This window comes from Klebsiella sp. GFKo11 (genome assembly GCF_056490265.1).
On record NZ_CM151369.1, the window covers coordinates 5075545 to 5101220 of the forward strand.

A 25676-nucleotide genomic window follows, 5' to 3' on the forward strand; every position below is an offset into this window, starting at 1 on the left:
TTATTCTTGCTCGTCTTTTAAGCAACTATTGACACACACATGAAGGCACGAGCGATTTTACTCGTCTCTGTCCTGCTGGTAGGGTGCCAGGCGTCTAAACACGATGGCACCGTTCAACAGCACGCACAGAGCCTTTCTGCAGCGAGTCAAGGGGAAGCAGGTAAGTTCACAAGTCAAGCGCGCTGGTTAGATGATGGAACCTTCTACGCGCAAGACCAGGATCTGTGGGCTTCCATTGGCGACGAGCTGAAGATGGGAATTCCGGAAAATGTCCGGATTCGCGAACAAAAACAGAAATATTTGAGAAATAAGAGCTATCTCCACGATGTAACTTTACGGGCAGAGCCGTATATGTACTGGATAGCCGGGCAAGTTAAGAAACGTAACATGCCTATGGAACTGGTATTACTACCCATAGTGGAGAGCGCTTTTGACCCGCATGCAACGTCTGGTGCCAATGCCGCAGGTATTTGGCAGATCATTCCGAGCACCGGGCGCAATTATGGTCTGAAGCAAACCCGCAGTTATGATGCGCGTCGTGATATCGTCGCCTCAACAACTGCAGCGCTGAATATGATGCAACGTCTGAACAAAATGTTCGACGGCGACTGGTTGTTAACTGTCGCAGCATATAACAGCGGCGAAGGCCGGGTAATGAAGGCAATTAAAGCCAACAAATCACGTGGAAAACCCACAGATTTTTGGTCACTCTCATTACCTCAGGAAACCAAAATCTACGTACCTAAAATGCTGGCTTTGAGTGATATTCTCAAGAACAGCAAGCAGTATGGCGTAAAACTGCCCACAGCAGACGAAAGCCGAGCGCTGGCACGTGTACGCCTCGACAACCCGGTTGAGATTTCACAGCTAGCCGATATGGCAGGAATGCCGGTTAGTAAGCTGAAGACGTTCAACGCAGGTGTTAAGGGTTCGACCCTGGGCGCTAATGGGCCTAACTATGTATTGGTGCCGCAGAAACATGCAGCTCAATTGCGTGAGTCTTTGGCTTCCGGTGACATTGCTGCCGTGCAGCCGACTCAGCTTGCGGACAACAGACCGTTGACCAGTCGTAGTTACAAAGTGCGTTCTGGAGATACTATCTCCGGTATAGCATCTCGACTCGGTGTATCAACGAGAGATCTGCAGCAATGGAATGGTATTCGCGGATCAAACCTGAAAGTGGGTCAGAGTCTCGTAATCGGTGCAGGTAGCAGTGCAGAGCGTCTGGCAAACAATAGCGATAGCATCACTTATCGCGTGCGCAAAGGCGACTCGCTATCGAGTATTGCAAAACGCCATGGCGTGAACATTCGCGATGTGATGCGCTGGAATAACGATACCGGCAACCTGAAACCTGGCGATCAGTTAACTCTGTTTGTGAAAAACAGCGACAGACCTGAATCCTGATAGCCCAGGATTCATTTTAAAAGGCACCCATGTGGTGCCTTTTGTTTTGTCTGCTCTAGATCGCTTTATGAGCCTCAAACATAATTGTATCGCTGGTAAAAGATCCATCCAGCTCCAGTGCAAAGTAAGCCTTAACCTCTGCCGATGCGCTCTCCTGATACAGGCGAATAGCCTCCACCAAAGGCGCTGGTGTCCGCATCCGGGCAACCCATGAGCCGAATTCCAGCGGCAAGCGATCGGTCAGCAAATTATTCGTCACTAATCCCGCCTCATTCGCCATTGCCAGCCATTCACCGCTTGAGTAATTGCGAACATGAGAAGTATCGCGCAAAGCCTCAACGGTCTGCAGCCAAACATCACGAACCGGATGCCCTGGCGACATGACGTCCATGATAATTACGGCTCCTCCCGGTTTCAGCACCCGCTTGACTTCGCGTAATGCCTGACCGACATCATGCCAATGATGTGCAGAATAGCGGCTAATCACCACATCAAAACTGGCATCAGCGAAAGGCAGTGATTCGGCATAACCCTGCTGAGTCGCAATATTAACAAACCCTTTATCCGAAGCGGCCTGAGCTACAACCTCCAGCATCTGGCTGGATAAATCATACGCCACCACCTGTGCAACCTGTCCTGCAGCTGCAAAACTGGCATGACCGGCGCCACATCCCATGTCCAGCACGTGAGCCTGCGGAAAATCGGCTAACCTTTCTGCCAGACGTTGCAGATCGCGCCCGGATGCGTGTACAGCACTAGTCAGATAAGCGCTAGCCTGCGAGCCAAACTGTTTTTCGACATTGTCGTGATGAGAGCGTGTTGTCATTGCTTTGTCCTTCGGTTGTTTGAGTAATAAAGGCAGAACCATACTTGCGCAGGCCTGCCCCATGGCAGGCCTGACATACCTTAATTAATCAGGCTTGCCGGGACTGAATTCAACTAGTAGAGGGTTGTGGTCGGAGGCGCGCGTCACCAATACGGAAGCGTCGTGTACGCTCAAGCCTCGATAGAACACAAAATCAAGCGGACGACCAAAAGCGCGACGGCGCTGATCGTCAGAGAAGCGGACTTCACGCAGCGACATTTCCCGCGCAAAGCGGTACAAAGCGTTCATTCGCGGACGGCTCCAGGCGTTGAAATCACCCGCCATAATCACCGGTCCGCTGTGATGGGCTATCTGATCGCCTATCGGCAACAGCTGCTTGCTGTAGACATCGACGCCAAGGCTGAAATTGACCGCGTGAATATTCACCACCATCAGCAAACGGGCATCTGGTAACGGATACACTGTCACTAGCGCTGACTTCGCCAACCGCAGGATCGGCTCGCGTTCACGCAGAGGGCAGCAGTATATCGGATGAGCAGAGGCTAACGTCATCACGCCAGAAGGATGCTGAGGCAGTACCAGCGCCGGCACCTGATCGGCGGCCAGATAATTGGACGTAGCAAATTTTACTAACTCAGGCGTGGTTTGCGCTTCCTGTAACAGCACCAGGTGGGCATCTTTGCCGAAATTATTAAGAACGGATTTCCACTCGGCGCGCTGCTGTTTGAAGATATTCCACACCAGTACGCGGATTTTTTCATCCGAGCTTAACGGCACCCCAGAAGGGAAAGCCGGAGTAATGCCTGCAAACGACCCCGGAGGTAAAATTCTCTCCGCGGGTTGTCCGGCGACATAGCGCATGGCATAGGTATTCTTTCGCAATTTAGGCATCAAACCTCGATAACAGGAAACCAGCCCGACTGCGGCTGGTCCTTCTGTTATAGGGATTTTTGTATACACTTTCAATGCAATTTGCCAGAAACCGTTATCCTTCTACGGAAAGGCCCGTAGCACAGCGCTGAGGCTTATCGAACCGACCGCTAATAACCACCAATAACAACGCAACCAGCACAATCAGCGCGCCAATCCAGGGCGTCTGAGCCAAACCATAATGTTCCACCGTCTGTCCACCAATTACGGAACCTAACGCAATACCAATATTGAATGCTGCAATGTTCAAGCCGGAGGCGACATCAACCGCATCGGGAGTATATTGCTCCGCTTTTTGGACTACGTACACCTGTAGACCAGGAACATTACCGAAAGCAAAAATACCCATCACCAGTATCGTCGCTAACGCGGCATAGTGAATACTTGCCGTGAACTGAAATACCAACAGCAGAACAACCAGGGCAGCAAAGATAAACTTCAGCGCTACAACGGCGCCATGTTTATCTGCCAGTTTACCGCCCCACACGTTACCAATTGCGACCGAAACACCATACCCCAATAAAATCCAACTCACTGCTGATGGGCTAAAACCGGCCAGATCTTGCATCATCGGTGCCAGGAAGGTAAAAGCGGTAAATACGCCACCATAACCAAGTGCAGTAATAGCATAAATAATCAGTAAACGTGGATGAGTCAGGACCTTAAGTTGATTACGTAGGCCAGCGCTGACGCGGCCAGGGATATTATTCGGTACCAGAATCAGGCTGCTAACTAACGCTATTGCTCCAAGGATCGATACCGCCAGGAATGTCTCACGCCAGCCAAAATGTTGGCCAATAAAAGTGCCTAGCGGAACACCGGTCACCAAAGCAACAGTCAGACCACCAAACATAATTGCAATCGCCGAAGCTGCTTTCTCTTTTGGCACCAGGCTGGTGGCAATTGTCGAACCTATCGAGAAGAATACGCCGTGTGCCAGACCTGTCAAAAGGCGGGCCAGAACGAGAGTTTCATAGCCTGGTGCCTGCCATGCCAAAAGATTACCAGCGGTGAACAGTACCATCAATGCCAGTAGTAGCTGCTTACGCGGCATACGACCGGTCAATGCGGTGAGTACCGGGGCCCCAATCGCCACGCCTAACGCGTAGATAGAAACCAGCAAACCCGCAGAGGGCAATGAGATAGACAGCTGTTCAGCAATTGCAGGTACCAGACCTACAATTACAAATTCAGTCGTGCCGATAGCAAAGGCACCGATCGTCAAGGCAAGTAGCGCCAGTGGCATAATTTACTCCGTATCATCAGGATTAAGATGACACGTAGTATGAAGAGATGTTTTAATAACAAAAATAGTCAAAATATCAATAGAATTTTGCCACAGGTGCAATAATGAGAGCTACCTCAGAAGAAATCGCCATCTTTGTCGCCGTAGTAGAGAGTGGTAGCTTCAGTCGCGCGGCTGAACAGTTAGGACAAGCCAACTCTGCCGTGAGCCGGGCCGTGAAAAAGCTGGAGTCAAAACTCAGTGTTAGCCTGCTTAACCGTACCACTCGTCAACTAAGTTTGACCGAAGAGGGGGAGCGTTATTTTCGCCGTGTACAGGTGGTGCTTCAGGAAATGGCAGCGGCTGAGAATGAGCTTCTGGAAAGTCGGACGACGCCAAGAGGATTATTACGTGTTGATGCCGCAACACCAGTGATGCTGCATTTTCTAATGCCTTTGATAAAACCTTTTCGCGAACGCTACCCGGAGATGAGTCTTGCTTTGGTCTCCTCAGAAACGTTTATAAATCTGATTGAGCGTAAAGTTGATGTTGCCATCCGCGCGGGTACCCTGACTGACTCCAGTTTGCGCGCCAGACCGTTGTTTAATAGCTACCGCAAAATTATCGCCTCACCGGAGTATCTTGCTTGTTTCGGTACACCGCAAAACGTAGCCGATTTAAAAAATCACCAGTGCCTGGGTTTTAGCGAACCCTTGTCATTGAATACATGGCCCGTTTCCTGCTGTGATGGCCAACTGCTGGAGGTTGAATGTGAAATATCGTCTAACAGTGGAGAAACACTCAAACAACTTTGCCTCGCAGGTAACGGCATCGCTTGCCTGTCGGATTATATGGTGGATAAAGAGATTGCCAGCGGGGAGTTTGTTGAATTGCTTGCCGACAAACGCCTGCCGGTCGAGATGCCATTCAGCGCGGTGTACTACAGCGACAGGGCCGTAAGCACGCGCATCAGGGCATTTATTGATTTTCTTAGTGAGCACGTCAAACAGCTCCCGAAGGAGCTGTAAGAGACTGTCTTCCGGCAGCGGCGTAAACCGCCGTGCCGGAGGCCGTGGATTAATCCCACTTCGGCGCCAGGCCTTCCGGGCTTACCAGGCGGTCGTTGCAATCCAGCGCAGCGATCGCTTGACGATCTTCATCATCCAGCTTCAGATCCAGCGCTTTCAGGTTGCTCGCCAGGTTTTCACGCTTGGTGGAAGATGGGATAACCGCATAACCTTCGCCCATCGCCCATGCCAGGATGACCTGAGCCGGGGTCGCATTATGTTTAGCGGCGATACGGGCAATCACTTCATCTTTCAGAGCTTTACCGTAGGCCAGCGTCATATAAGAAGTGATATGGATACCGTGCTCACGCGCCCAATCGACCACCTTACGGTTCTGCAGGTACGGAGACAGTTCGACCTGGTTGGTCGCGATATTCTCCGCACCGACAGTAGCAATTGCACGCTCCATCAGCGGGATAGTGAAGTTAGAGATACCAATCTGACAGGTCAGCCCCTCTTTCTTCGCTTCCAGTAGGGCGGCCATAAACTCTTCGACTGCAACAGCATCATTCGGTGACGGCCAATGGATCAGCGTCAGGTCGACATAGTCGGTACGAAGCTTCTGCAAACTCTCTTTCAGGCTGGCGATCAGCTTGTCTTTACCCAGGTTTTCAATCCAGATCTTGGTGGTGATGAACAGCTCATCACGCGCGATGCCACTTTCAGCAATGGCCTGACCTACAGCCGCTTCGTTATCATAGATTTGTGCGGTATCAATGGCGCGATAGCCCAGCTCCAGCGCCGTTTTTACAGAAGCGATTACCACATCATCTTTAAGGCGGAAGGTGCCAAGACCAAATGCAGGGATTGTCATGATTTTCCTCTTTATTTATCAATATCGGTTAACGAGGACAATTATGGCGAATGAAAGGAGCGGGAAAAAGATCGCTATATGCAGAGGATTTTTGCTAAATCAGCAATAATTAAACGACAAGAAAAGAAAAAGCCCTGAGCAAATGCTCAGGGCTTTTAATAAGTGGCGGAACGGACGGGACTCGAACCCGCGACCCCCTGCGTGACAGGCAGGTATTCTAACCGACTGAACTACCGCTCCACCGAATTTCTTTACAACCACCGGTTTAATGCCCCGGTTTCACTTGCTAATTTGATGCCTGGCAGTTCCCTACTCTCACATGGGGAGACCCCACACTACCATCGGCGCTACGGCGTTTCACTTCTGAGTTCGGCATGGGGTCAGGTGGGACCACCGCGCTGTCGCCGCCAGGCAAATTCTGTTTATCTGTATCAAGCTGAAATTCTCTCAATTCCGCCAAAACATCTTCGGCGTTGTAAGGTTAAGCCTCACGGTTCATTAGTACCGGTTAGCTCAACGTATCGCTACGCTTACACACCCGGCCTATCAACGTCGTCGTCTTCAACGTTCCTTCAGGACTCTCAAGGAGTCAGGGAGAACTCATCTCGGGGCAAGTTTCGTGCTTAGATGCTTTCAGCACTTATCTCTTCCGCATTTAGCTACCGGGCAATGCCATTGGCATGACAACCCGAACACCAGTGATGCGTCCACTCCGGTCCTCTCGTACTAGGAGCAGCCCCCCTCAATTCTCCAGCGCCCACGGCAGATAGGGACCGAACTGTCTCACGACGTTCTAAACCCAGCTCGCGTACCACTTTAAATGGCGAACAGCCATACCCTTGGGACCTACTTCAGCCCCAGGATGTGATGAGCCGACATCGAGGTGCCAAACACCGCCGTCGATATGAACTCTTGGGCGGTATCAGCCTGTTATCCCCGGAGTACCTTTTATCCGTTGAGCGATGGCCCTTCCATTCAGAACCACCGGATCACTATGACCTGCTTTCGCACCTGCTCGCGCCGTCACGCTCGCAGTCAAGCTAGCTTATGCCATTGCACTAACCTCCTGATGTCCGACCAGGATTAGCTAACCTTCGTGCTCCTCCGTTACTCTTTAGGAGGAGACCGCCCCAGTCAAACTACCCACCAGACACTGTCCGCAACCCGGATTACGGGTCCACGTTAGAACACCAGCCATTAAAGGGTGGTATTTCAAGGATGGCTCCATGCAGACTGGCGTCCACACTTCAAAGCCTCCCACCTATCCTACACATCAAGGACCAGTGTTCAGTGTCAAGCTATAGTAAAGGTTCACGGGGTCTTTCCGTCTTGCCGCGGGTACACTGCATCTTCACAGCGAGTTCAATTTCACTGAGTCTCGGGTGGAGACAGCCTGGCCATCATTACGCCATTCGTGCAGGTCGGAACTTACCCGACAAGGAATTTCGCTACCTTAGGACCGTTATAGTTACGGCCGCCGTTTACCGGGGCTTCGATCAAGAGCTTCTCCTTACGGATAACCCCATCAATTAACCTTCCGGCACCGGGCAGGCGTCACACCGTATACGTCCACTTTCGTGTTTGCACAGTGCTGTGTTTTTAATAAACAGTTGCAGCCAGCTGGTATCTTCGACTGATTTCAGCTCCGTGAGCAAGTCACTTCACCTACCATCAGCGTGCCTTCTCCCGAAGTTACGGCACCATTTTGCCTAGTTCCTTCACCCGAGTTCTCTCAAGCGCCTTGGTATTCTCTACCTGACCACCTGTGTCGGTTTGGGGTACGATTTGATGTTACCTGATGCTTAGAGGCTTTTCCTGGAAGCAGGGCATTTGTTACTTCAGCACCGTAGTGCCTCGTCATCACACCTCAGCGTTGAATGACGTTCCGGATTTACCTGGAACATCCGCCTACATGCTTAAACCGGGACAACCGTCGCCCGGCTAACATAGCCTTCTCCGTCCCCCCTTCGCAGTAACACCGAGTACAGGAATATTAACCTGTTTCCCATCGACTACGCCTTTCGGCCTCGCCTTAGGGGTCGACTCACCCTGCCCCGATTAACGTTGGACAGGAACCCTTGGTCTTCCGGCGAGCGGGCTTTTCACCCGCTTTATCGTTACTTATGTCAGCATTCGCACTTCTGATACCTCCAGCAACCCTCACAGGCCACCTTCAACGGCTTACAGAACGCTCCCCTACCCAACAACGCATAAGCGTCGCTGCCGCAGCTTCGGTGCATGGTTTAGCCCCGTTACATCTTCCGCGCAGGCCGACTCGACCAGTGAGCTATTACGCTTTCTTTAAATGATGGCTGCTTCTAAGCCAACATCCTGGCTGTCTGTGCCTTCCCACATCGTTTCCCACTTAACCATGACTTTGGGACCTTAGCTGGCGGTCTGGGTTGTTTCCCTCTTCACGACGGACGTTAGCACCCGCCGTGTGTCTCCCGTGATAACATTCTTCGGTATTCGTAGTTTGCATCGGGTTGGTAAGTCGGGATGACCCCCTAGCCGAAACAGTGCTCTACCCCCGAAGATGAGTTCACGAGGCGCTACCTAAATAGCTTTCGGGGAGAACCAGCTATCTCCCGGTTTGATTGGCCTTTCACCCCCAGCCACAAGTCATCCGCTAATTTTTCAACATTAGTCGGTTCGGTCCTCCAGTTAGTGTTACCCAACCTTCAACCTGCCCATGGCTAGATCACCGGGTTTCGGGTCTATACCCTGCAACTTAACGCCCAGTTAAGACTCGGTTTCCCTGCGGCTCCCCTATACGGTTAACCTTGCTACAGAATATAAGTCGCTGACCCATTATACAAAAGGTACGCAGTCACCCAACAAGTGGGCTCCTACTGCTTGTACGTACACGGTTTCAGGTTCTGTTTCACTCCCCTCGCCGGGGTTCTTTTCGCCTTTCCCTCACGGTACTGGTTCACTATCGGTCAGTCAGGAGTATTTAGCCTTGGAGGATGGTCCCCCCATATTCAGACAGGATACCACGTGTCCCGCCCTACTCTTCGAGTTCACAGCCTGTGCGTTTTTGTGTACGGGAGTATCACCCTGTACCCTGCGACTTTCCAGACGCTTCCACTAACACACAAACTGATTCAGACTCTGGGCTCCTCCCCGTTCGCTCGCCGCTACTGGGGGAATCTCGGTTGATTTCTTTTCCTCGGGGTACTTAGATGTTTCAGTTCCCCCGGTTCGCTTCGTTAAGCTATGTATTCACTTAACGATAGTGTGACGGATCACACTGGGTTTCCCCATTCGGAAATCGTCGGTTATAACGGTTCATATCACCTTACCGACGCTTATCGCAGATTAGCACGTCCTTCATCGCCTCTGACTGCCAGGGCATCCACCGTGTACGCTTAGTCGCTTAACCTCACAACCCGAAGATGTTTCGTAAAACACTTCATGATTGCAAAAATTTGAGAGACTCGAACACACCGTCATGCTGTTCTTATTTACGGAGAACAGATGCAGCGTGTCGTTTCAATTTTCAGCTTGATCCAGATTTTTAAAGAGCAAAACTTCGCAGTGCACCTTTTCAGGTACACTCTGAAGTTTTCTTGTTTTTTGCAGTAAAAGGATGGTGGAGCTATGCGGGATCGAACCGCAGACCTCCTGCGTGCAAGGCAGGCGCTCTCCCAGCTGAGCTATAACCCCATCGTAAAAACTTATCTCTGTACCGATAATTTGTCCTGAGACAAGGCGTGGAATGACGAAGCATACTGACGTATGCGAGTCGTTTCACAACACAGTATCAGGGCAAATTTGGTAGGCCTGAGTGGACTTGAACCACCGACCTCACCCTTATCAGGGGTGCGCTCTAACCACCTGAGCTACAAGCCTGCAGAGATTTTTTACTGCTAATTTTTCATCAGACAATCTGTGTGAGCACTACAAAGGCAGGTTCTTTAAGGTAAGGAGGTGATCCAACCGCAGGTTCCCCTACGGTTACCTTGTTACGACTTCACCCCAGTCATGAATCACAAAGTGGTAAGCGCCCTCCCGAAGGTTAAGCTACCTACTTCTTTTGCAACCCACTCCCATGGTGTGACGGGCGGTGTGTACAAGGCCCGGGAACGTATTCACCGTGGCATTCTGATCCACGATTACTAGCGATTCCGACTTCACGGAGTCGAGTTGCAGACTCCGATCCGGACTACGACATACTTTATGAGGTCCGCTTGCTCTCGCGAGGTCGCTTCTCTTTGTATATGCCATTGTAGCACGTGTGTAGCCCTACTCGTAAGGGCCATGATGACTTGACGTCATCCCCACCTTCCTCCAGTTTATCACTGGCAGTCTCCTTTGAGTTCCCGGCCGGACCGCTGGCAACAAAGGATAAGGGTTGCGCTCGTTGCGGGACTTAACCCAACATTTCACAACACGAGCTGACGACAGCCATGCAGCACCTGTCTCAGAGTTCCCGAAGGCACCAAAGCATCTCTGCTAAGTTCTCTGGATGTCAAGAGTAGGTAAGGTTCTTCGCGTTGCATCGAATTAAACCACATGCTCCACCGCTTGTGCGGGCCCCCGTCAATTCATTTGAGTTTTAACCTTGCGGCCGTACTCCCCAGGCGGTCGACTTAACGCGTTAGCTCCGGAAGCCACTCCTCAAGGGAACAACCTCCAAGTCGACATCGTTTACAGCGTGGACTACCAGGGTATCTAATCCTGTTTGCTCCCCACGCTTTCGCACCTGAGCGTCAGTCTTTGTCCAGGGGGCCGCCTTCGCCACCGGTATTCCTCCAGATCTCTACGCATTTCACCGCTACACCTGGAATTCTACCCCCCTCTACAAGACTCTAGCCTGCCAGTTTCGAATGCAGTTCCCAGGTTGAGCCCGGGGATTTCACATCCGACTTGACAGACCGCCTGCGTGCGCTTTACGCCCAGTAATTCCGATTAACGCTTGCACCCTCCGTATTACCGCGGCTGCTGGCACGGAGTTAGCCGGTGCTTCTTCTGCGAGTAACGTCAATCACTAAGGTTATTAACCTTAATGCCTTCCTCCTCGCTGAAAGTACTTTACAACCCGAAGGCCTTCTTCATACACGCGGCATGGCTGCATCAGGCTTGCGCCCATTGTGCAATATTCCCCACTGCTGCCTCCCGTAGGAGTCTGGACCGTGTCTCAGTTCCAGTGTGGCTGGTCATCCTCTCAGACCAGCTAGGGATCGTCGCCTTGGTGAGCCGTTACCTCACCAACAAGCTAATCCCATCTGGGCACATCTGATGGCATGAGGCCCGAAGGTCCCCCACTTTGGTCTTGCGACGTTATGCGGTATTAGCTACCGTTTCCAGTAGTTATCCCCCTCCATCAGGCAGTTTCCCAGACATTACTCACCCGTCCGCCGCTCGTCACCCGAGAGCAAGCTCTCTGTGCTACCGCTCGACTTGCATGTGTTAGGCCTGCCGCCAGCGTTCAATCTGAGCCATGATCAAACTCTTCAATTTAAGTTTGATGCTCGTGAATTAAACTTCGTAATGAATTACGTATGTTCACTCAGAGACTTGGTATTCATTTTTTGTCTTGCGACGTTAAGAATCCATGTCACTTTGAGTGCCCACACAGATTGTCTGATAAATTGTTAAAGAGCAGTGCAACGCGGCTTTCGCTCACCGTTGCGAGGTGGCATATAATACGCTTTCCTCTTTCAGAGTCAACCTTATTTTCAGGCTTTTCTCTTCAACCGACCCGGCTGTTTGTGTGAAGTGATTCACATCTGCCGTGTCAGTGGGAGCGCATTATAGGAAGTTCTTCGGCGGTGACAAGCGGAAAAATACAATTTTATTTCAACCGCTCAACTTTTATACGTAACGTTTACTTTTGCTGCTTTTTGATGGCATCAGGCAGGTCCGCCAGGCTATTAAGCACCCAATCCGCGGCATTTTCCGCTTCCGGAGTGACTGGCTTGCCAGTACGAACTAATACTTTTGTCCCAATATCTGCAGCCAAAGCCGCCTGCATATCTTCTACTTTATCGCCTACCATATATGAAGCAGCCATATCTATATGCAGATAGTCGCGCGCCGAGATAAACATTCCAGGATGCGGCTTGCGGCAGTCACAGGTCTGACGAAATTCTTCTACAGTACCCTGCGGGTGATGCGGACAATAATAGATACCATCCAGATCAACGCCACGGTCAGCCAACGACCAGTCCATCCACTCAGTCAGCGTTTCAAACTGATCTTCAGTAAATTTACCGCGGGCAATGCCGGACTGATTGGTCACCACCACCAGCGCATAACCCATCTCCTTTAATTGACGCATTGCGTCAATGACGCCATCAATAAATTCAAAGTTGTCGATTTCGTGCACGTATCCGTGATCAACATTAATTGTGCCATCACGGTCAAGAAAAATTGCGGGTACTGACTTTGCCACCGGTTTGCTCCTGATAAAGGCTAGTCTGATTAGTATCGCATGTTTCCAGACGCAAGAAAGTGCTCATTATACAGAGTCAGATTGATTTAGACGTCTGGATGCCTTAACATCCATTTCATTGACAGGCATCGCCTGGACACGGCAGAAGAAAATGCCACGGCAAACGGCTAAACGATAATAAATAACTGATGATTAAACTTTCGAATATCACCAAAGTGTTCCAACAAGGGAACCGCAGCATACAGGCGCTGAACGATGTCAGCCTGCATGTGCCTGCTGGTCAGATTTATGGCGTCATCGGCGCTTCTGGCGCGGGTAAAAGTACCTTGATCCGCTGTGTTAACTTGCTTGAACGCCCTACTGAAGGCAGCGTGCAAGTTGATGGCCAGGAGCTAACGGCGCTTTCCGAAAAAGAGCTGACCCGCGCTCGCCGTCAGATTGGCATGATCTTCCAGCACTTTAACCTGCTTGCCTCACGTACCGTGTTCGGCAACGTTGCCCTGCCTCTGGAGCTCGACAATACGCCTAAAGATGAAATTAAGCGCCGGGTTACCGAGCTGCTTGCTCTCGTTGGGCTGGAAGACAAACACGATAGCTACCCGGCGAACCTCTCAGGCGGGCAAAAGCAGCGCGTCGCCATTGCGCGCGCGTTAGCCAGCAACCCGAAGGTTCTGCTCTGCGATGAAGCCACCAGCGCCCTGGATCCAGCGACCACTCGTTCGATTCTGGAGTTGCTGAAAGATATCAATCGTCGCCTGGGCCTGACGATTCTGCTTATCACTCATGAAATGGATGTGGTCAAACGCATCTGTGACTGCGTTGCTGTTATCAGCAACGGTCAGCTGATTGAACAGGATACGGTGAGCGAAGTCTTCTCTCATCCCAAAACGCCGCTGGCGCAGCAGTTTATTCAGTCAACGCTGCATCTGGATATCCCGGATGATTATCAGGCTCGCCTGAAACCTGAGGCTCTTCCTGATAGCGTACCGATGCTGCGCATGGAGTTCACTGGCCATTCCGTTGATGCCCCGCTTCTCTCTGAAACCGCTCGTCGCTTTAATGTGAACAACAACATTATTAGCGCGCAGATGGATTACGCTGGCGGTGTGAAGTTCGGCATTATGCTGACCGAAATGCACGGCACACAGGAAGATACCCAGGCCGCAATCGCCTGGCTGCAGGAACATCATGTAAAAGTAGAGGTACTGGGATATGTCTGAACCAATGATCTGGCTGCTGGTTCGCGGCGTATGGGAAACGCTGGCCATGACGTTTGTCTCCGGCTTCTTCGGTTTTGTTCTCGGCCTACCGGTCGGCGTATTGCTGTATGTCACCCGTCCAGGGCAAATTGCGGCTAACGCGAAGCTGTACCGTACGCTGTCTGCGGTCGTTAACATCTTCCGCTCAATTCCTTTTATCATCTTGCTGGTATGGATGATTCCATTCACTCGTATTATTGTCGGGACATCGATTGGTCTGCAGGCAGCAATCGTCCCGTTGACAGTTGGTGCCGCACCCTTTATTGCTCGTATGGTGGAAAACGCCCTATTGGAGATTCCGACCGGTCTTATCGAAGCATCACGCGCTATGGGCGCAACGCCGATGCAGATCGTGCGTAAAGTCCTGCTGCCGGAAGCGCTGCCGGGTCTGGTGAATGCGGCAACTATCACGCTAATTACCCTGGTTGGCTATTCCGCGATGGGCGGTGCTGTAGGTGCCGGTGGCCTGGGGCAGATTGGCTACCAGTATGGCTATATCGGCTACAATGCAACCGTGATGAATACCGTACTGGTATTACTGGTTATTCTGGTTTATTTAATTCAATTCTCTGGCGATCGTATCGTCCGGGCTGTGACTCACAAATAACATTACACACAATACAGAATCTTACAGGAAGGAAATAACATGGCCTTTAATTTCAAAACCTTTGCGGCTGTCGGTGCGTTAATCGGTTCTCTGGCTCTGGTGGGTTGCGGTCAGGATGAAAAAGATCCAAATCATATTAAAGTCGGCGTTATCGTCGGTGCGGAACAGCAGGTTGCTGAAGTCGCGCAGAAAGTAGCAAAAGAAAAATACGGCCTTGATGTTGAGCTGGTAACCTTCAACGACTACGTTCTGCCGAACGAAGCGCTGAGCAAAGGCGATATCGATGTTAACGCCTTCCAGCATAAACCTTATCTTGATCAGCAGATTAAAGACCGTGGCTACAAACTGGTTTCCGTGGGTAACTCTTTCGTCTACCCCATTGCCGGTTATTCGAAAAAAATCAAATCACTGGACGAGTTGCAACCGGGTTCTCAGGTCGCAATCCCTAACGATCCGACAAACCTTGGTCGCTCACTGCTGCTGTTGCAGCAAGTTGGTCTGATCAAACTGAAAGAAGGTGTGGGTCTGCTGCCAACCTCTCTGGATGTTATTGAAAACCCGAAAAACCTGAAAATTGTTGAGTTGGAAGCACCACAGCTTCCACGTTCTCTGGATGATGCACAGATCGCCCTGGCGGTTATCAATACCACCTACGCCAGCCAGATTGGTCTGACGCCAGCAAAAGACGGTATTTTTGTGGAAGGTAAAGATTCTCCATACGTGAACCTGATTGTTGCTCGTGAAGACAACAAAGATGCGGAAAATGTTAAGAAATTTGTTCAAGCCTACCAAAGTGACGAAGTTTACGAAGCGGCTAACAAAATCTTTAACGGCGGCGCAGTGAAAGGCTGGTAATCTTTTTTCAGCGTAATATCATGCAGGGCGGGCTTTATGCCCGCCTTGTCATTTATGCAAGCACCTGATTCAATAGCGCCCTGTTTTATTATTTACTGAGGAAATACTATGCGTGCTTTACCGGTCTGTTTGTTAGCACTCATGTTAAGCGGCTGTTCGATGTTAAGCAGATCTCCTGTTGGCCCTGCACAAAGTATGGTAAGTCCGCCAGCCAAATCAGAACCGACAAAGCCGAAAGCGACGCGTCCGGCTCCGGTAAGAATCTATACTGATGCCGCAGAATTGGTGGGTAAACCTTTCCGCGAACTGGACGAAGTTACCGGTGAATCATGTCAGGCATCGAATCAAGACTCTCCGCCAAATATCCCGACAGCCCGTAAACGTATGCAGGTTAACGCTGCAAAAATGCAAGCGAATGCCGTTTTGCTGCATCGTTGTGAAGTCACCAGCGGTACGCCAGGCTGTTACCGTCAGGCTGTTTGCTTTGGCTCGGCTCTTAACGTTTCGGCGCAATGAGTGCCTTTCAGTTTGCACAGATAGGCGTGATTCGCTCGCCATATAAAGAAAAGTTTGCCGTCCCCCGCCAGCCTGGATTGGTCAAAAATGGTGGCGGCGAATTACACCTCTTGCCTCCTTACAACCAGGCCGATGCCGTACGCGGCCTGGAGGATTTCAGTCATCTCTGGGTGCTGTTTGTTTTTCATCAGACGATGGAAGGCGGCTGGCACCCAACCGTCCGCCCGCCTCGCCTCGGAGGAAATGCGCGGATGGGCGTATTCGCCACCCGTTCAACCTTTCGCCCTAACCCAATAGGCATGTCGCTGGTTGAGCTAAAAAGTATTCGCTGTCAGAAAGAGCAGGTTATTCTTGAGCTAGGGAGCCTGGATCTGGTAGATGGAACTCCAGTGGTCGACATAAAACCTTACCTGCCGTTTGCAGAGGCATTGCCAGACGCCAGCGCCAGCTATGCTCAGCAGGCTCCGCTGGCGGAAATGGCGGTCTGCTTCACGCCAGAAACAGAAGCTCAGCTTTTGACGCTGGAAAAACGCTACCCACGGCTGAAGATGTTTATCACCGAAGTACTAGCGCAAGATCCGCGACCGGCTTATCGCAAGGAAGAAGAAGCAGGAAAAACATATGCCGTCTGGCTGCTTGATTTTAACGTGCGCTGGCGGGTGATTTCGTCCGGTTTTGAAGTCTTTTCTCTCGAACCACGCTAATTTTATTTTCCTCTCTTTTGGCATCTTTGCCACACTGGTAAACTAAACCACTTTTTTTGTGTCAGGCTGGCTTTCGGCCTGTACCGATCGCCCAAATGGAACCGTAACAACATGCGTACTAGCCAATATCTGCTCTCCACTCTGAAGGAGACACCTGCCGACGCCGAAGTCATCAGCCATCAGCTGATGCTGCGCGCCGGGATGATCCGCAAGCTGGCCTCTGGGTTGTATACCTGGTTACCGACCGGCGTGCGCGTCCTGAAAAAAGTCGAAAACATCGTGCGTGAAGAGATGAACAACGCCGGTGCGATCGAGGTGTTAATGCCGGTCGTTCAGCCATCTGAACTGTGGCAAGAGAGCGGACGTTGGGAGCAGTACGGCCCGGAACTGCTGCGCATTGCTGATCGAGGCGATCGTCCTTTCGTACTCGGTCCGACTCATGAAGAAGTCATCACCGATCTGATTCGCAACGAGCTGAACTCCTATAAGCAGTTGCCGCTGAATTTCTTCCAGATTCAAACAAAGTTCCGTGATGAAGTCCGTCCTCGCTTTGGCGTCATGCGCTCACGCGAATTCCTGATGAAAGATGCCTACTCTTTCCATACTTCTCAGGAATCTCTGCAAGAGACCTATGACAAGATGTACGAGGCCTACAGCAAAATCTTCACCCGTATGGATCTGGATTTCCGTGCGGTGCAGGCTGATACCGGCTCTATCGGCGGCAGCGCTTCCCATGAATTCCAGGTACTGGCGCTGAGCGGCGAAGATGATGTGATCTTCTCTGATTCTTCCGATTACGCGGCCAACATTGAGTTCGCCGAAGCTGTTGCGCCGAAAGAACCACGCGCTGATGCAACCCAAGAAATGACGCTGGTCGATACGCCGAATGCGAAAACCATCGCCGAACTGGTTGAGCAGTTCAATCTGCCAATCGAGAAAACCGTGAAAACCCTGCTGGTGAAAGCGGTAGAAGACAGCGCATATCCTCTGGTTGCCCTGCTGGTTCGCGGCGACCACGAGCTGAACGAAGTCAAAGCCGAGAAGCTGCCGCAGGTTGCCAGCCCGTTAACCTTCGCCACCGAAGAAGAAATCCGCGCCGTTGTGAAAGCAGGTCCAGGTTCTCTTGGGCCAGTCAACATGCCGATTCCCGTGGTTATTGACCGCACCGTTGCGGCAATGAGCGATTTTGCCGCTGGCGCGAACGTGGATGGTAAGCACTACTTCGGTATTAACTGGGATCGCGACGTAGCGACTCCAGAAGTAGCTGACATTCGTAACGTTGTTGCCGGTGACCCTAGCCCAGACGGTCAGGGGACACTGTTGATTAAACGCGGTATTGAAGTGGGTCATATCTTCCAGTTAGGCACCAAGTACTCAGAAGCGATGAAAGCCTCCGTACAGGGCGAAGATGGTCGCAACCAGATTCTGACCATGGGTTGCTACGGTATCGGGGTGACTCGTGTGGTGGCTGCGGCCATTGAGCAGAACTTTGACGATCGCGGGATTTTGTGGCCGGAAGCTATTGCACCGTTCCAGGTTGCTATTCTGCCAATGAACATGCACAAATCCTATCGTGTGCAGGAGCTGGCCGAGAAGCTGTACGCTGAGCTGACCGCTCAAGGTATCGAAGTACTGATGGACGACCGCAAAGAGCGTCCGGGCGTGATGTTTGCCGATATGGAGCTAATTGGTATCCCACACACCATTGTGCTGGGCGATCGCAACCTCGACAACGACGATATTGAGTATAAACACCGTCGTCACGGAGAGAAACAGTTGATCAAGACCGGCGATATCGTAGATTACCTGGTCGCACAAATTAAAGGTTAATACCAAAAAGGGGCTCTGATTTTTCAGAGCCTCTTTTTTTACAAGGATTGTAATCATGGCTAACCGAGCTGCAAGTTACGGCTTACTTTTTCTCATATCTGTATTGCTTTGCGCCTGTACGATGGACCTCAGCCAGCCTGATCCTTCAGAATCGACTATTAACAAGCAATCAAAACAATGGGCAATCAAACTTCAACGTCAGGGCTCAATTACAGATAAAGCACTGCTTGAGATTAGCGAAAAAGACCTGCGCCCCGGAGACTTGCTTTTCTCTTCCAGTATTGGCGTCACATCGCTGGGGATCCGTGCTTTCAGCACATCTTCCGTTAGCCACGTCGCCATCTACCTCGGGGATAGCCAGGTTGCAGAAGCCACAGGCGCTGGAGTACAGATTGTATCCCTTAAGCAAGCAATGCAGCACAGCGATAAACTATTTGCCCTAAGGGCGCCAGACCTCACACCTCAACAGGCCGCAGAAATTAAAAACTTCGCTTATAAAAATAAAGACAGCGGCTATAACTATCGCGGCATTATTGAATTCATCCCTTTTATGATGACAAAGCAGATGTGTTCTCTGAATCCTTTCTCCAGAGATTTTCGCCAACAGTGCGTTAACGGTCTGGCCAAAGCTCAGCTAAGCGACATTGCTCCCGAAGATAAGAAAACCTGGTTTTGTTCTGAGTTTGTCAGCGATGCCTTCGCTAAAGCCGGGCATCCGCTGACAATGGCGCAGCCGGGCTGGATTAGCCCCTCAGACCTGCTGCATATGCGCGAAGGCGACGTTTCCACCTTTAAGCCCGAAACACAATTACTGTACGCCGGGCATCTAAAGCTGGGGGTCTATATTAAAACAAGCCGCCTCGTAGGGCTGAATTAATCAACGAGTATTGCAATCTTTGTTTTGATAAAACGACCCTGCAGAATCCGTCGCCAGAACTTTAACCGGCTCTCCCGTATCAGGGTTAGCTTCGAGGGTAAAATGCCCTTCTACCACCAGCAATACTGGACGTGTATCTGTACCACGCGCAGCAGCATAGCCACGCTCGAGCTGAGCGTTGTTAGCCACAGCCACTCGCTTACCGGTCGCACAATCGGTAAATGTCGCCGCATCCGCCATATAGAAGTACATTCCACGCATCGCCATCGGTGTTATCGGCAGGCTGGCTTTGACCGACTCAAGCGTATAATTCAGCGTCGACTCAATGGGATTACCGTCACGATCGAGCATTTCTAGCTTGTCGCCTTTTGCACGATAATAAGACTTCTCGCCCTTACTATCAGTCAGCACCAGTTTATCGGCAGTGCGCGCCCAGATACCGTAGGAAGCAAAAGAGGAAGGCTCGCGGCTAACCCCCTGATAGCGTTCATTCATGACCCAGGTACCATCTTTCTCCAGAAAGAGCGTGGTTTCGATACCTTCACAATCGGCACAAGGCAATACGCCACGCCAGCTCTGCTGCATCGGTTTGAGCTCTTCCATCGGTGTAGGTTGTAACGTTTCAACTTCCGAACGATGATTACAGCCAAACAGCGCAAAAAGCGAACAGGCCGCCACGACTGAAAATACGATTTTCTTCACTGTAAATTCCTTATAATCCATTCCACCCGTTCGTCACGCCTTAAGGACGAACTTTCCCACGCAGCGCTTTGACTGAGGATTTTTGCGCCTTAGAGGCAAGTCGACGCTCTTTGGATGCCCGAGTCGGTCGCGTCTCCCGGCGACTTTTTTGCACTGCGGTTAATTCTTGTATTAGGGCAACCAGGCGAGCAATCGCCGCTTCGCGATTCATTTCCTGGCTGCGATATTCCTGAGCCTTAATGATAACCACACCGTCAGCAGAAATTAAGTGGTGGCTGGCAGCAAGCAGACGTTCCTTATAATACTCAGGCAGGCTTGATGCCTTAATATCAAAGCGCAAATGAATAGCCGTTGATGCCTTATTCACGTGCTGACCACCCGCGCCCTGCGCACGTATACCGGAAAGAGAGATCTCTTCATCCGCAATCGCCACGCTGCGGCTAATGGTAATCATGCGGGTGTTTGCCAGGCCGTTAAGTTAATTTCCAGATTATTCTTAGCGTCGGATAACCAGATACTGCCATCCTGGATAGTCGCCTGCAGTATCATCGTACGATCGGCAAATGCACTGAGCTGCGCCAGTTGAGTATCATCCAAATACCAGACCGTCAGCTTCGAAAACTGTGCCAGTTTACTCTTATTCTGCTGCCACCAAATTTCAGCCGCCCGACTATTATAGGCAAACAGCGCAACCTCTTGTGCCCGTGAGCAAGCTTTTTTAATCCGCCGATCGTCAGGCAGCCCCAGTTCAATCCATAAATCAACGCCCAGATGATCGTTAAGCAGCCAGAGCTCCGCTTCATCATCGGAAGACAAACCGCGGGTAAACTGCAGACGCTCGTTGGCATATTTGATCCACGCCAGCAGCCGCAGCATCATGCGCTCCTGGGTTTCAGACGGATGCTGAGCTAACGTCAGACTGGCATCCAGAAACTGGTTACGGTCCAGGTCAGCCACGTTCACCGTCGCTTTATAAATCGTCGCTTTCAGCGCCATGAATAAACTCCTAATAAAAATGGCGTACATTGTAGCTAAACTCACGACAAAAGGCTGTCAGCAATCAAAGGATCCCGTTTCATCCTGCTGATATTGCTTAAATGACTATGGTATAGTCACCTTGCTAAACAGAGTTTATCTTCGTAGGCTTAAACTTACATCCCACGGTTGAGTCAGGATGCTGACAGGAGGGCATGTGGACAAATATTGTGAGTTAATACGCAAGCGGTATGCGGAAATAGCCAGCGGGGATCTGGGGTATATTTCGGACGCGCTCGGTTGCGTGTTGAAAACATTGAATGAGATTGCGGCGGATCAGGCCCTTTCTGAGTCAGTCAGGGAAAAGGCCGCTTATGCGGCAGCAAACTTACTGGTGAGCGATTATGTCAATGAATGATACTTATCAACCCATCAATTGCGATGATTATGACAACCTCGAACTTGCCTGCCAGCACCATTTAGTTCTGGCGCTGGCGCTCAAAGATGGCGAACAGCTGCAAGGGAAGGCCAACGATCTGATCTCGCGCAAAAACATCGAGTATCTGGTAGTGGAACTCGCCGGCGACGTCCGCGAGCTACGCCTGGATAAAATCGCCAGTTTCAGCCACCCGGAAATCGGTACCGTCGTGGTCAGTGAGTCCTGAATCAAAACGGGTGGCCCTGGTCACCCGTTTTCCTCCACACCATCTGTACGCCTTTACCTTGCTCTACTCGCCCCTCTTGCGTGACAAACAGGTCATCGGCGGCAGCAATCAGCGTTTCGCCATAAAACAGTAACGGCGTAGTATCACGACGCCAAGGGGCTACGCCCAGTTCCTGCCATATCTTCTTCAGCTTGCGGCCACCGTGGCGGCCCACGATATGTAGATTACCGCTGGCGCGAAAGCGTATTGTCACCGTATCTCCCTGATTCGGCTCACGTAACGCCCCACCAGGTTGTAACGCCAGCTCACCAAGATCAGCGGGTAACAACAGCGGTTCTAAAATATCGGGCCAGCTCAGCACGGCTTCTGTCTGACCCGGAATATACTTAACCCAATGCAGCCGCTGCTGATAACGACGAACGGTAAAATCGCCCAGACGTAGGCAAGGAAATGCATCTTCTCGCGCCTGTGCGACTTCACGCCAGATGCGCTCCGGTACATCGCGAGAAGGCATCAGCGCATTGTGCGCACCGAGCCAACGCCGCAGCAGCGCAGCCCGACGCGGCGCGCTCAGCGTAGTTAACGGCTCGACAGCCAGAGAACCGTCCTCCGCCATCAGCGTGGCGAGCTCCGCTGCAAGCATTTCGTCAAGCAGTTGTTCCTGCTCGCCGCACAGGCTGGCGCTACGGGCTACGGCCTCAGCAAAATGCGGCCAGCGTGCGTTGAGTAACGGAACGACACGTAGGCGGAGAAAATTACGGTCGTAAGCATCATCCTGGTTACTTTCATCTTCAATCCAGGTGAGCTGATGAGTCATTGCCCACTGATATAGCGACTCGCGACGTTCATTGAGCAGCGGGCGCAACAGTTTCGTTCCGGCAAAGTTAGATTCACCCGACATCGCCGATAATCCGGTCGGTCCACTCCCCCGCTTAAGCGCCAGCAGGAAGGTTTCACACTGATCATCAAGATGTTGTGCGGTAACGAGTGCTTCTCCAGGCAAAAGCGCCATACGGAATGCCTGATAGCGAGCTTGCCGCGCGTGAGCCTCAATCCCCAGCCCCTCATCGCCGAGCACCACTCGTTCGACTAAAAGCGGCACCTGCCACTGCTGACAAACTTGCTGGCAGTGCGCCACCCAGCCATCGGCATTGGCGCTTAGCCCGTGGTGAATATGAATCGCCCGCAGTTGAATGGTTGGATCTTGTTCACGCCAACGGACCAGGCGGTGCAAAAGAACGGTCGAATCCAGCCCGCCGCTGAAGGCCAGCAAAAACTGGCGGTACGGTTGGAGCGTTTGCGCAAGATCTGAGATCATCATCATGTGAGTACTGACTGAGGAAAGCGTGTCCGGCACGTTACCCGGCAGGACACCTTCTGACAAGAATTACTGTTGATAGATTTCCAGCGGCAAGCCATCGGGATCATTGAAAAAGGTGAAGCGCTTATCGGTGAACGGATCGATACGTACGCCTTCACAAGCGACACCGTGCGCCTCAAGATGGGCAACGGCGGCATCAATGTCATCAACGCTAAACGCCAGATGACGTAATCCGCAGGCTTCAGGACGGCTTGGGCGCGAAGGAGGAAACGGGAAAGAAAACAGTTCAATGACATATTCGCCATTTAACGCCAGATCGCCCTTCCACGAATCGCGCTCTTCACGGTAAAACTCACCCTGGAGAGTAAATCCCAAAATGTCGCAGTAGAAAGCTTTACTCTTCGCATAATCCGTCGCAATGATGGCGATATGGTGAACCCGTTTTAAACCCAGCATCGTAAAACCCCTCCTGTTGAAGCCTGCAAAGTTACTCGCGCCACCCGTAATCGCGCAAGCACTTAGTCATTTTTTAAGACTCGAACCCAATACACGCCGTCTTCATCACGTTTCGCCCCGTGGATGTCGGTTTCAAAACCCGGATAATGGCGCCCAATCGAACACAGCATTAACAGGAAATCGAGTACCGCCCGGCTCTCTTCGGTAATCATTTCCCCAGGCATCAGCAGCGGAACTCCCGGTGGATACGGCAGGATCATATTGGCTGAAATGCGTCCGACCAGATTCTCCAGCTCAATGGTCTCCACTTCACCTTTAATTTGCCGCTGCCAGGCTCGGTAAGGTGTCATTTTCATCTCAGGCAGAACATCAAAGGCACGCAGCATCAGTTGAGAAAGCTGGTGCTGGCGAATCAAGCGATGAATACCCTGAGCCAGTTCCTGAATGCGCATGTTGCGATAAAAATCCGGATCCTCAGCATAGAGATCTGGCAACATATTCTTCACTCGCAGATTCAGATCGTAAGAGCGCTTAAATTCCGTCAACCCACGCAGCAGTCCCATTGCGCGGGTTTTATCAATGCCGATACTAAAGAGAAACAACAGGTTATACGGCCCGGTTTTTTCAACCACCACACCGCGCTCATCGAGGAATTTCGCCACCAGCGAGGCTGGGATACCCTCATTATCCATATTACCTTGCTCATCCATTCCGGGCGTCAGAATGGTCACTTTCACCGGGTCGAGGAACATATGGTCATCATCGGCATCCTGAAAGCCGTGCCACTGTTCACCCGGTGCGACTGGCCAGCACTGCGCTTCCCCCACCTCTTCCGGCTGCCAGATATCAAAGAACCAACCGTCAGACTCTTCACGTAGCCGCTGCACCTCTTTGCGAAAATCAAGCGCCCGTTCAATTGAACGCTGAATAAGGCGCCTGCCGGAGTTACCACGTAGCATCGCCGCAGCCGTTTCGATGGAGGCGACAATCGGGTAGCTCGGCGAGGTCGAGGTATGCATCATAAAAGCTTCATTAAAGGTATCTTCGTCGTAGCTGCCTTTAATATGGATAAGCGAAGCCTGCGACAGCGCCGCCAGCATTTTATGCGTCGACTGCGTTTCAAAGATAACTTTCCCGGCAATGCGATCGCCGCTCATGCCGCTTTTTCCCTGATAGATCGAGTGAAAATGGGTGTAGGGTACCCAGGCAGAGTCAAAGTGGATCGACGACACGTCGAGGGTTTCTTTAATCCAGGTGGTGTTGTACAACAGTCCGTCATAGGTGGAGTTGGTGATCACCGCATGTACAGGCCATCCAGCACCACCCGCAGCATTTACCTTTTGCTGTATCACATCGCGGGTAAACTCGCGCTTCGGAATACCGCCGAGGATCCCCAGCGCATTGCGCGTCGGTTTTAACCATAACGGCACAACGTCACTCATCATCAGTAAATGCGCCAGCGATTTATGGCAGTTGCGATCGATAAGCAGGGTACTTCCCGCCGGAGCGGAATACATGCCGACAATTTTGTTCGACGTTGAAGTCCCGTTGGTCACCATATAGCTTTGTTCCGCGCCGAAAGCACGCGCAATATACTCTTCAGCCTCCAGATGTGGGCCGCTATGGTCGAGCAGCGACCCCAACTCCGTCACCGAAATAGAAACATCGGCCTTTAAGGTATTACCGCCGAAGAAATCATAAAACAAGCAGCCTACCGGGCTTTTTTGATAGGCAGAGCCGCCCATATGCCCAGGGGTGCAGAAGGTATATTTTCCCTCTTGCACATAGTTGAATAATGCTTTAGTGAACGGTGGCGTGATGTTGTCGAGGTATTCGCGGGTGTACTGGCCAATTCGGGTCGCGATCTCTTCCGCCAGCCCAAGCGCATATTCGAAAAACCACAGCGTCATACGTAAATCCTGACCGCTGACATCCATCGTCGAATGCGCGTTGATAAAGGCGTATAGCGGCAGGTATTCATTCAGCTGGTTAATCTCGCTGCACAAATCAACGTTGTACTCATCCCAGTCAAAGATAACCCCACAGATCCGCGGATTATGTTCGATAAACTGCAACAGGTCGGCGCTGTTTTGCGGCCAGATGGTCTGGAAGCCTTGCCGTTGCAGGGCGGCTTCCAGTTCTTTGATCGGTTCGTCTTTGTGATAGACGCCATGGGGGCCCATGATGGCGATGATATTCACGCTTTCCTCCTGGAATTTACCTGAGGGAAGCATCATAAC

The 25676-nt window shown here is 51.4% G+C and carries 22 protein-coding genes, 3 tRNA genes and 3 rRNA genes; 11 read left to right on the plus strand and 17 right to left on the minus strand.

The features are described 5' to 3' along the window. The first annotated feature begins 39 nt into the window (after positions 1–39). Entirely contained in the window at positions 40–1407 is a 1368-nt protein-coding gene (gene mltD, locus AC07P6_RS24485) for a murein transglycosylase D (protein ID WP_112213997.1), read from the plus strand. 55 nt (positions 1408–1462) lie between these two features. Here mltD and AC07P6_RS24490 read toward each other — a convergent pair whose 3' ends face one another. The 3 genes from AC07P6_RS24490 to AC07P6_RS24500 all read right to left on the minus strand — a co-directional run bounded on the left by AC07P6_RS24490 (position 1463) and on the right by AC07P6_RS24500 (position 4409). Next, complete coding sequence (locus AC07P6_RS24490; protein ID WP_304256357.1) at positions 1463–2233, minus strand: class I SAM-dependent methyltransferase; 771 nt, start codon at positions 2231–2233, stop codon at positions 1463–1465. Between the two features lie 84 nt (positions 2234–2317). Next, positions 2318–3115 (minus strand): endonuclease/exonuclease/phosphatase family protein, encoded by a 798-nt coding sequence (locus tag AC07P6_RS24495; protein ID WP_181486486.1) that lies wholly within the window; start codon positions 3113–3115, stop codon positions 2318–2320. Between the two features lie 103 nt (positions 3116–3218). After that, positions 3219–4409 carry an MFS transporter gene (locus tag AC07P6_RS24500; protein WP_434660058.1) on the minus strand — a complete coding sequence of 397 codons (1191 nt, stop codon included), beginning with the start codon at positions 4407–4409 and terminating at the stop codon, positions 3219–3221. Positions 4410–4513: 104 nt separating this feature from the next. Here AC07P6_RS24500 and yafC point away from each other — a divergent pair, with 104 nt between their 5' ends. Further along, complete coding sequence (gene yafC, locus AC07P6_RS24505; RefSeq protein WP_478314905.1) at positions 4514–5416, plus strand: DNA-binding transcriptional regulator YafC; 903 nt, start codon at positions 4514–4516, stop codon at positions 5414–5416. Between the two features lie 49 nt (positions 5417–5465). Here the strand turns inward: yafC and dkgB are convergent, their stop codons facing one another. From dkgB to gmhB, 8 genes are all read right to left on the minus strand, one after another. After that, positions 5466–6269, minus strand: a complete 804-nt coding sequence (gene dkgB / locus AC07P6_RS24510; protein WP_434660059.1) for a 2,5-didehydrogluconate reductase DkgB — start codon at positions 6267–6269, stop codon at positions 5466–5468. A 163-nt stretch (positions 6270–6432) separates the two neighbouring features. Next, a tRNA-Asp gene (locus AC07P6_RS24515) sits at positions 6433–6509 on the minus strand. Between the two features lie 56 nt (positions 6510–6565). Beyond that, a 5S ribosomal RNA gene (gene rrf, locus AC07P6_RS24520) occupies positions 6566–6681 on the minus strand. Between the two features lie 65 nt (positions 6682–6746). Next, positions 6747–9654, minus strand: a 23S ribosomal RNA gene (locus AC07P6_RS24525). A 208-nt stretch (positions 9655–9862) separates the two neighbouring features. After that, positions 9863–9938: transfer RNA gene (locus AC07P6_RS24530), tRNA-Ala, on the minus strand. A gap of 109 nt (positions 9939–10047) precedes the next feature. Continuing rightward, positions 10048–10124: transfer RNA gene (locus tag AC07P6_RS24535), tRNA-Ile, on the minus strand. 71 nt (positions 10125–10195) lie between these two features. Beyond that, positions 10196–11735, minus strand: a 16S ribosomal RNA gene (locus AC07P6_RS24540). The 16S, 23S and 5S rRNA genes sit together here with 3 tRNA genes alongside, the layout of an rRNA operon. A gap of 367 nt (positions 11736–12102) precedes the next feature. Beyond that, positions 12103–12669: a D-glycero-beta-D-manno-heptose 1,7-bisphosphate 7-phosphatase gene (gmhB, locus tag AC07P6_RS24545; protein WP_434660060.1), complete on the minus strand. Its 567-nt coding sequence runs from the start codon at positions 12667–12669 to the stop codon at positions 12103–12105. Positions 12670–12857: 188 nt separating this feature from the next. Between gmhB and metN the strand changes: the two genes are divergently transcribed. The 7 genes from metN (at position 12858) to AC07P6_RS24580 (ending at position 19317) form a co-directional block, all read left to right on the plus strand. Then, complete coding sequence (gene metN / locus AC07P6_RS24550) at positions 12858–13889, plus strand: methionine ABC transporter ATP-binding protein MetN (protein ID WP_182236466.1); 1032 nt, start codon at positions 12858–12860, stop codon at positions 13887–13889. Then, entirely contained in the window at positions 13882–14535 is a 654-nt protein-coding gene (locus AC07P6_RS24555; protein ID WP_110272443.1) for a methionine ABC transporter permease MetI, read from the plus strand. Before metN ends, AC07P6_RS24555 begins: the two co-directional genes overlap by 8 nt. 39 nt (positions 14536–14574) lie before the next feature. Next, the gene (gene metQ, locus AC07P6_RS24560; RefSeq protein WP_110272444.1) at positions 14575–15390 is read left to right on the plus strand and encodes a methionine ABC transporter substrate-binding lipoprotein MetQ; all 816 of its coding nucleotides are present in this window, start codon (positions 14575–14577) and stop codon (positions 15388–15390) included. Between the two features lie 108 nt (positions 15391–15498). Continuing rightward, positions 15499–15906, plus strand: a complete 408-nt coding sequence (rcsF, locus tag AC07P6_RS24565) for an Rcs stress response system protein RcsF (protein WP_110272445.1) — start codon at positions 15499–15501, stop codon at positions 15904–15906. Then, on the plus strand, positions 15903–16610 hold the full coding sequence (gene tsaA, locus AC07P6_RS24570) for a tRNA (N6-threonylcarbamoyladenosine(37)-N6)-methyltransferase TrmO (RefSeq protein WP_478314906.1): 708 nt from the start codon (positions 15903–15905) through the stop codon (positions 16608–16610). The genes rcsF and tsaA overlap by 4 nt, the downstream gene beginning before the upstream one ends. Positions 16611–16721: 111 nt before the next feature. Further along, entirely contained in the window at positions 16722–18440 is a 1719-nt protein-coding gene (gene proS / locus AC07P6_RS24575; RefSeq protein ID WP_112215843.1) for a proline--tRNA ligase, read from the plus strand. Positions 18441–18495: 55 nt separating this feature from the next. Further along, positions 18496–19317: a YaeF family permuted papain-like enzyme gene (locus tag AC07P6_RS24580; RefSeq protein WP_142512265.1), complete on the plus strand. Its 822-nt coding sequence runs from the start codon at positions 18496–18498 to the stop codon at positions 19315–19317. Here the strand turns inward: AC07P6_RS24580 and nlpE are convergent, their stop codons facing one another. From nlpE to AC07P6_RS24595, 3 genes are read right to left on the minus strand one after another with little or no spacing between them, the layout of a single operon-like run. Next, complete coding sequence (gene nlpE / locus AC07P6_RS24585; protein ID WP_110272449.1) at positions 19318–20019, minus strand: envelope stress response activation lipoprotein NlpE; 702 nt, start codon at positions 20017–20019, stop codon at positions 19318–19320. 40 nt (positions 20020–20059) lie between these two features. Beyond that, positions 20060–20473 carry an alternative ribosome rescue aminoacyl-tRNA hydrolase ArfB gene (arfB, locus tag AC07P6_RS24590; protein WP_110272450.1) on the minus strand — a complete coding sequence of 138 codons (414 nt, stop codon included), beginning with the start codon at positions 20471–20473 and terminating at the stop codon, positions 20060–20062. Next, positions 20470–21015 carry a YaeQ family protein gene (locus AC07P6_RS24595; RefSeq protein ID WP_112215841.1) on the minus strand — a complete coding sequence of 182 codons (546 nt, stop codon included), beginning with the start codon at positions 21013–21015 and terminating at the stop codon, positions 20470–20472. Before AC07P6_RS24595 ends, arfB begins: the two co-directional genes overlap by 4 nt. Positions 21016–21211: 196 nt before the next feature. Here AC07P6_RS24595 and AC07P6_RS24600 point away from each other — a divergent pair, with 196 nt between their 5' ends. Both AC07P6_RS24600 and rof read left to right on the plus strand, forming a co-directional pair. Beyond that, positions 21212–21412, plus strand: coding sequence for a YaeP family protein (locus AC07P6_RS24600; protein ID WP_110272452.1), 201 nt, complete (start codon positions 21212–21214; stop codon positions 21410–21412). Then, positions 21399–21659 carry a Rho-binding antiterminator gene (gene rof / locus AC07P6_RS24605; RefSeq protein WP_110272453.1) on the plus strand — a complete coding sequence of 87 codons (261 nt, stop codon included), beginning with the start codon at positions 21399–21401 and terminating at the stop codon, positions 21657–21659. The genes AC07P6_RS24600 and rof overlap by 14 nt, the downstream gene beginning before the upstream one ends. 1 nt (position 21660) lies before the next feature. On the opposite strand, the gene tilS is transcribed toward rof, so the two are convergent. The 3 genes from tilS to AC07P6_RS24620 form a co-directional block, all read right to left on the minus strand. Continuing rightward, on the minus strand, positions 21661–22977 hold the full coding sequence (gene tilS, locus AC07P6_RS24610) for a tRNA lysidine(34) synthetase TilS (protein WP_478317082.1): 1317 nt from the start codon (positions 22975–22977) through the stop codon (positions 21661–21663). 69 nt (positions 22978–23046) lie between these two features. Further along, a complete protein-coding gene (locus AC07P6_RS24615) occupies positions 23047–23436 on the minus strand; it encodes a VOC family protein (RefSeq protein WP_112215840.1) in 390 nt (129 codons plus the stop codon). Between the two features lie 62 nt (positions 23437–23498). Next, positions 23499–25637, minus strand: coding sequence for a lysine decarboxylase LdcC (locus AC07P6_RS24620; protein ID WP_478317083.1), 2139 nt, complete (start codon positions 25635–25637; stop codon positions 23499–23501). Positions 25638–25676: the final 39 nt, after the last annotated feature.